Origin of the sequence: Vibrio brasiliensis LMG 20546, from assembly GCF_000189255.1 — a bacterium.
In the GTDB taxonomy this organism is placed as follows: Bacteria; Pseudomonadota; Gammaproteobacteria; order Enterobacterales; family Vibrionaceae; genus Vibrio; species Vibrio brasiliensis.
On the sequence record NZ_AEVS01000084.1, the window covers coordinates 42637 to 49165 of the forward strand.

Genomic DNA, 6529 nt, shown 5'->3' on the forward strand with positions numbered 1-6529 from the left:
TAACGAATGACTAAAAAAAAGACTGAAAAGCCAATGACAACAGCTCAACAATTGGGCTCTATCGTAAAAAGTGCGCGTCAGATCATGCGTAAGGACAAAGGTCTTAATGGTGATCTGGATAGGCTACCTGTACTTACTTGGGTAATGTTCCTCAAGTTCCTTGACGATCTGGAAAACCTCAGAGAAACAAAGGCATTAGTAGAGGGTAAGGACTTCAAACCGGCCATAGATGCCCCTTACCGTTGGCGGGACTGGGCAGCAAAGGAGGGCAGTATCACTGGTGATGAGTTGATCTCCTTCGTAAATAATGATTCGACCGTTAGACCTGATGGGACAGAAGGTGCGGGATTGTTCGCTTACCTAAAAGAACTTCAAGGTGAAAATGGGAAAATGGATCGCCGTGACGTAATAGCAACAGTTTTTAGCGGTCTACATAATAGGATGCTCAATGGTTATCTATTACGCGATGTGATTGATAAAGTTAATGGTATCCATTTTAACTCTTCTGAGGAAATGCATACTCTTAGCCGCTTGTACGAAACTATGTTACGTGAGATGCGTGATGCGGCTGGGGACTCTGGTGAGTTCTACACACCACGACCAGTAGTTCGTTTCATGGTCGAAGTCACTAAACCTAAGTTGGGCGAAAGCGTGCTAGACCCTGCATGTGGAACCGGAGGCTTCTTAGTTGAAGCACTATCTTACCTAGAAGGTCAGTGTGAGACTGTAGAAGATCGTGCGATGTTACAAGGTTCGAGCATATTTGGTGGTGAGCCAAAACCTCTTCCATATCTCCTTGTTCAGATGAATTTGTTATTGCATGGACTTGAATACCCTCAGATTGACTCGGGCAACAGTCTGCGCTTTCCACTACGAGAAATGGGTGACAAAGACCGTGTTGATGTGATCCTAACTAACCCTCCGTTTGGTGGCGAGGAAGAGAAAGGAATATTGGGGAACTTCCCAGATGACATGCAAACCGCGGAAACCGCGCTTTTGTTTTTGCAACTCATTATGCGCAAACTGAAAAGACCAGGGCAAGGTTCAGACGCTGGCGGCCGTGCGGCGGTTGTTGTGCCGAATGGAACTTTGTTTTGTGATGGTGTTGGTGCTCGTATCAAAGAAGAGTTATTGAAAAACTTCAACTTACATACAATCGTCCGCTTACCTGAAGGAGTTTTTTCACCATATACAGATATTCCCGCGAACTTGCTATTTTTTGATCGAAGCGGTCCTACGAAAGATATTTGGTACTATGAAGTATCTACCCCTGAAGGCCGTAGAAAATATACCAAAACAAACCCCTTGGATTACAGTGAGTTCTCAGATTGTCTTGATTGGTGGCATAGTCGAACTGAGAATGGTTGTGCCTGGAAGGTGAGCTCATCCGATATTGTTCAGTTCGATGAAAAAGGCTCATTATCAACGGTTGATTTGGATATTCGAAATCCACGTAGCTTAGAGGCTTTAGAACATGAAGAGCCTTCTGTTTTACTTAAAGGAATAATGGAAAAAGAAAAGTCTATTCTGGGAATTCTTAGTGACCTTAACAACACTCTAGGTAGTTGAATATGGCTTTAAGTAGAAAGTGGAAAATAAGAGATTTTTGTGACCTAGTTAAAGGAAACTCACCTACGTTAAAAACGGAACCAGGTGAGTACCCACTAGTTGTTACGGCTGACTTTAGAAGGTCTTCTAATGACTTTCAGTTCGATGTGGAAGCTGTGTGCATTCCTCTGGTGTCTTCTACTGGACATGGAAACGCAGCAATTCACAGGGTTCACTATCAAAGTGGTAAGTTTGCTCTTGCAAACATCATGGTTGCTTTGATTCCCAACAATTTAGAGTTGTGCTACCCAAAGTATTTATACTACTTGTTGCAATCATCCAAGGATCATGTGCTTGTTCCGCTAATGAAGGGGACATCTAATGTATCTCTTAAGGTTAAAGACATTGCTGAAGTAGAGTTGTATCTACCCACTTTGGAAAATCAAATAGAAGCGGTATCAAAAATAGATGAAGCTCTTGCAAAAGTTAATGAGGTAAAGTCTTTAAGGCACAGTCTAATCATGGAATCAAATGCTTTTCTACAGAGCGTTTTTCAAAAAGTAATAGAAGGTGCTGATTACCAGAAAATGGAAGATGTAGCTCCGGTAGTTCGTAGGAAGGTCGAGATTGATATTGATGGAGAATATCCTGAGTTAGGAGCCAGATCATTTGGGAAGGGCATTTTTCACAAGCCTACTCTAAATGGTTTTGAGCTGGATTGGCAAAAATTGTATGCCGTTCATGATGGTGATTTAGTAATAAGCAATATCAAAGCATGGGAAGGTGCAATTGCTGCTGCGGGACCAAAAGATCATGGTCGTGTAGGCTCGCACCGTTATTTGACTTGTCTTCCAAAGCCTGGTGTTACAACAGCTAAGTTTTTAAGTTTCTATTTGTTATCAAATCAGGGGATTGCGAAGGTACAAGCGGCCTCACCAGGAAGCGCTGATCGCAACCGGACACTTGCGATAAAAAGGTTAGAAAAAATTGAGGTGCCGATTCCCGATTTCGATACACAGTTGTGGTTCAGCCAACTGTTAGATGGGGTCGAGCAGATCAAGCAAGTGCAAGAGTCAAATAGGCTTGAGTTAGAAGCCCTAGTACCTGCAATCCTGGATAAAGCTATTAAAGGAAAGCTGGTTTAATGGCTATGCCTGCTCCCACTTTGGAGTAGAGCCAGTTCACTATTGGTTGCTGCCCACAGGCTTTTCTAACACGATCCGCAGCTTGACCAGACTCTATCTGGGCCAGTATTGCAGGATGCAGCCGGGTAGGAGCGACGGAGTGGTTTATTGGTAACTTTTGTGAGTGTAGACTTTGAGCGGAGCGAATTGGCTGAAGTGCGCGAGTATGAATATTGGCGGGTTAATTAAGGTACAGCTGAAGTAACTTGTTATGGAGGCTGGCTAACTCAAATACCCTAGCTGACTTCACGTGACCTAAAAAATTTAGTGCAAGCTGCGAACAAGCTTGGAGCTGCTTGCACTAAATACTCATACTAATGAACCGAAACTAATAACCCTCCAACTTTTCTCGGTTTACCAGGGCTGAATCACACCATGAAGAATGTAGCCCCTATGTTGATAGTTACAGGTGAGTCATTTCTATTTAGATAACTTTTAGTTGCTTTGTTCCGTAAACCGAAAGATTACCCTTGGCAGCCTCTTCTATATGCCCACTCCACCAGTACATCATGGGCCTCCTGCGCACCAAGTAATCGGTACGGTTGTAAGCACTACGCACTTGGTTGTCATCAACGTGAGCTAAAGCTGCTTCAATTAAATCAGCTTCAAATCCCTGCTCATTGAGCGTTGTACTGGCAAGAGAGCGTAAACCGTGGCTAACTAGCCTTCCTGCGAACCCCATTCGCTTCAAAGCCATATTCGCAGTCTGGCTATTACATGGTTTTTTCGGGTCGCGGTCAGAAGGGAAGATATAAACACGATTGCCGCTAATTGGCTTCATGACTTCCAGCAGTTTAAGTGATTGCTCTGTTAAAGGGATACGATGCTCCCTGCGTTTTTTCATTCTTTCCGCTGGAATTACCCACACCTTCTCATCTAGATCAATTTCATCCCAACGAGCTCCGGAAGCTTCACTAGGACGTGTGATGGTGTGTAATTGCCACTCAATCAAGCATCGGGTGGTGCGTTTGATGCTGGCGTTAGCTATGGCTGACATGAGTTCAGGAAGCTCAGTCGGAGTAAGCGCGGCCATGTTCTCTTTCTTAGGCTTTTTGAAGGCGGCTTTAATGCCTGTCAGCGGGTTTGCATGGACGAGACCACAGTTCGTGGCAAAATTCATGATCTCATTAAGACGTTGAGCTAGTCGTTTTACGGTTTCCAAGCTGCCTTTTGCTTCGATAGGTTTCAATAGCTCAATTACTTGCGGTGCTGTGATTTCTCTTACTGGCATTTCGCCTAAGCGAGCAAAAATGTGCAGCTCTAGAGAGCGCCAGATATCAACGGCGTAATCTGCGGTCACATCCCCTTTTTTGATTTCAAACCATTCGTTAGCGACATTGAAGAAAGTGTGCTGGTGGATAGCCTTGTGCTCTTGCTGTTCCTGCTTACGCTTTTCTTGTGGGTCGATACCCTCTGCTAGAAGTTCTTTGGCTTCCATTGTCGTTTTGCGTGCTTTTGCTAAGGGAAGATCTGGGTATCTTCCTAGGCTCAAATTAGCACGCTTTCGGCTATTGGGGCGGTAGTAGTTTAAAATCCAATGCTTGGAGCCGTTCGGTTTCACTCTTAAGCGAAGGCCATCACCATCAAAAAGGTTGTATTCCTTCTCTTGTGGTTTGGCTGCTTTGATTTCCTTGTCGGTCAGTCTAGTTGTAGTTTTTGCCATTATGGGTACACCAAATTAACGAACTTTAGGTAGTGTACCCACGGATGTACCCATAATGCAAAGAAGCCATTGGATGTTAAAAAACGCCAGAGGAAGCTAAGTGATTGATTTTACTTTGATGCGGACATAAAAAAAGACGCCCTAGGACGTCTTAATTCATTGAATTGGTGGAGCTGGCGGGAGTTGAACCCGCGTCCAAAAACCATTCATCATTGGTACTACATGCTTAGTCGATCTTTAAATTCACCAAGTACCTGCGAACCGACACGCTAGTAAATGACTATCCTGAATTATAATTCGCCGTTCATCTCTCAGGCGGGAGAATCCGGGCTAGCGCGTTTGGGTTTGATCTCTCGTTGGTCCCCGTCTTACGTGCGGAAGCTAGGGCGAGAGAGCTCTGAGCAGGTTATTAAGCTGCTAGTGCGTAGTTTTCGTCGTTTGCGACTATTTTTTTGCGGCTTTTTACGTGGCCAACCGCCCCACGGCATGCACCTCAGACTGCAAAATTCCTGTCGAATCCTAAATCAGCCCCAAAGTGTTCTTCGCATAGTACCAGAAAAGTATAACCTGTCTAGACTTGTGCGTTTAAGTGCTCAATATTAGCGCAGTGAGCTCTTCATAACTCGTGCTTTTTCACGAGCCCAATCTTTTTCTTTAAGATCAGTACGTTTGTCGTGCAGTTTCTTACCTTTGGCGACACCGATTTTCATCTTGACCCAAGAGCGCGACCAGTAAAGAGATAGCGCAGCCAGTGTCATACCTTCACGGTTGATTCGACCAAGTAGGTTGTCGAGTTCGCGACGACTCAGCAGCAACTTACGTACACGTGTCGGGTTAGCAACGATGTGTGTTGATGCCTGGTTTAGTGGAGTAATGGTCATGCCACTGACAAAGGCTTCACCGTCACGCATAAAGACGTAGCTTTCTGCGATGTTAGCTTTGCCCTGACGAAGTGACTTAACTTCCCAGCCTTGTAGCTCCATGCCGGCTTCAATTTCATCGTCGATAAAATATTCGTGGCGAGCTTTCTTGTTGACAGCGATGGTATTGCTACCCGCTTTTTGTTTAGATTTTTTCTTTGCCATAATGGCTGCATTATACGGCTAGGTTTTCACTTAGGAAATCCCTTTATTTGCGCTTAGTGCAAATAAAAGTAAAATTGCATCATGCTTGAGGTTCAGGCGGATGTTATGAGGAGTCAATATGAAGCAAGTCAGCCGTTCTGCGTTGGTATCGTTTAGTGCAGAACAGATGTTCAATCTGGTGAACGATGTTGCGAGCTACCCGGAGTTTTTGCCTGGGTGTTCGGGTTCACGTGTGATTGAATCGAGCTCAGACGCGATGGTCGCTTCTGTTGATGTTGCAAAGGCAGGGATTAGTAAAACGTTCACGACTTCGAATGAGTTAGTTAATGGCGAAGCGATCATCATGAATCTGGTTGATGGTCCGTTTAAGACGCTGAAAGGCGGTTGGTTCTTTACCCCATTAGATGACCAGGCGTGTAAGGTTGAGCTAAAGCTGGAATTTGAGTTTTCAAGCAAGATGATTGAAATGGCGTTTGGCAAAGTGTTTAACGAGCTGACTAATAATATGGTCAACGCATTTACCAAGCGTGCAAAACAGGTTTACGTAGCTTATGAGTATTGAGTCAGACATGATTCATGTTGAGGTGGTGTACGCGCTGCCTCAGGAACAGCGTGTATTTACGCTGGTGGTTAATAAAACCATGACGGTTGAAGAGATTATTGTGCAGTCTGGTGTGCTGGAGCTTTATCCTGAGATCGACCTGAAGAAGAACAAGGTTGGCGTGTTCAGCCGTAACGTTAAACTTGATGCGACCGTGCATGATAAAGACCGTATTGAGATTTATCGCCCGTTGTTAGCCGATCCAAAAGAGATTCGTCGTAAAAGAGCAGAGCAGGCTAAAGCCGCTGGTAATGCGGATCCTGTTACGGGTGGAAAGAAAAATCCGTTGAGGAAAGAAGGGTAGGAGCGTTATAGAACGCTGCGCTTCGAGAACGGACTTCGTCCTACGAGAATTTAGAACGGGCTGCGCCCTTCGAGAGGTGCACGTTATAGATGCTGAGTAGGTATCTGAACCAGAGCTTTTTGTTGGGAACTTACGTCTAAAATA

Annotated in this window: 6 protein-coding genes and 1 other RNA gene; 4 read left to right on the forward strand and 3 right to left on the reverse strand. The window is 44.7% G+C overall.

Annotated elements, in window-relative coordinates; genetic code table 11:
- The first annotated feature begins 6 nt into the window (after window positions 1–6).
- Window positions 7–1569 carry a class I SAM-dependent DNA methyltransferase gene (locus RH46_RS16595; RefSeq protein ID WP_006880671.1) on the forward strand — a complete coding sequence of 521 codons (1563 nt, stop codon included), beginning with the start codon at window positions 7–9 and terminating at the stop codon, window positions 1567–1569.
- Window positions 1570–1571: 2 nt separating this feature from the next.
- Window positions 1572–2693, forward strand: a complete 1122-nt coding sequence (locus tag RH46_RS16600) for a restriction endonuclease subunit S (RefSeq protein WP_006880672.1) — start codon at window positions 1572–1574, stop codon at window positions 2691–2693.
- Window positions 2694–3156: 463 nt separating this feature from the next.
- On the opposite strand, the gene RH46_RS16605 is transcribed toward RH46_RS16600, so the two are convergent.
- The 3 genes from RH46_RS16605 to smpB all read right to left on the reverse strand — a co-directional run bounded on the left by RH46_RS16605 (window position 3157) and on the right by smpB (window position 5480).
- Complete coding sequence (locus RH46_RS16605; RefSeq protein ID WP_006880673.1) at window positions 3157–4395, reverse strand: integrase domain-containing protein; 1239 nt, start codon at window positions 4393–4395, stop codon at window positions 3157–3159.
- Window positions 4396–4560: 165 nt separating this feature from the next.
- Window positions 4561–4927: a transfer-messenger RNA gene (ssrA, locus tag RH46_RS21880) on the reverse strand.
- Between the two features lie 67 nt (window positions 4928–4994).
- Window positions 4995–5480 (reverse strand): SsrA-binding protein SmpB, encoded by a 486-nt coding sequence (gene smpB / locus RH46_RS16610; RefSeq protein ID WP_006880674.1) that lies wholly within the window; start codon window positions 5478–5480, stop codon window positions 4995–4997.
- Window positions 5481–5598: 118 nt separating this feature from the next.
- Here smpB and RH46_RS16615 point away from each other — a divergent pair, with 118 nt between their 5' ends.
- Together RH46_RS16615 and RH46_RS16620 are read left to right on the forward strand one after the other, a co-directional pair.
- Window positions 5599–6042, forward strand: a complete 444-nt coding sequence (locus RH46_RS16615) for an SRPBCC family protein (protein WP_006880675.1) — start codon at window positions 5599–5601, stop codon at window positions 6040–6042.
- Window positions 6032–6385 (forward strand): RnfH family protein, encoded by a 354-nt coding sequence (locus RH46_RS16620; RefSeq protein WP_006880676.1) that lies wholly within the window; start codon window positions 6032–6034, stop codon window positions 6383–6385. The genes RH46_RS16615 and RH46_RS16620 overlap by 11 nt, the downstream gene beginning before the upstream one ends.
- Window positions 6386–6529 lie beyond the last annotated feature (144 nt).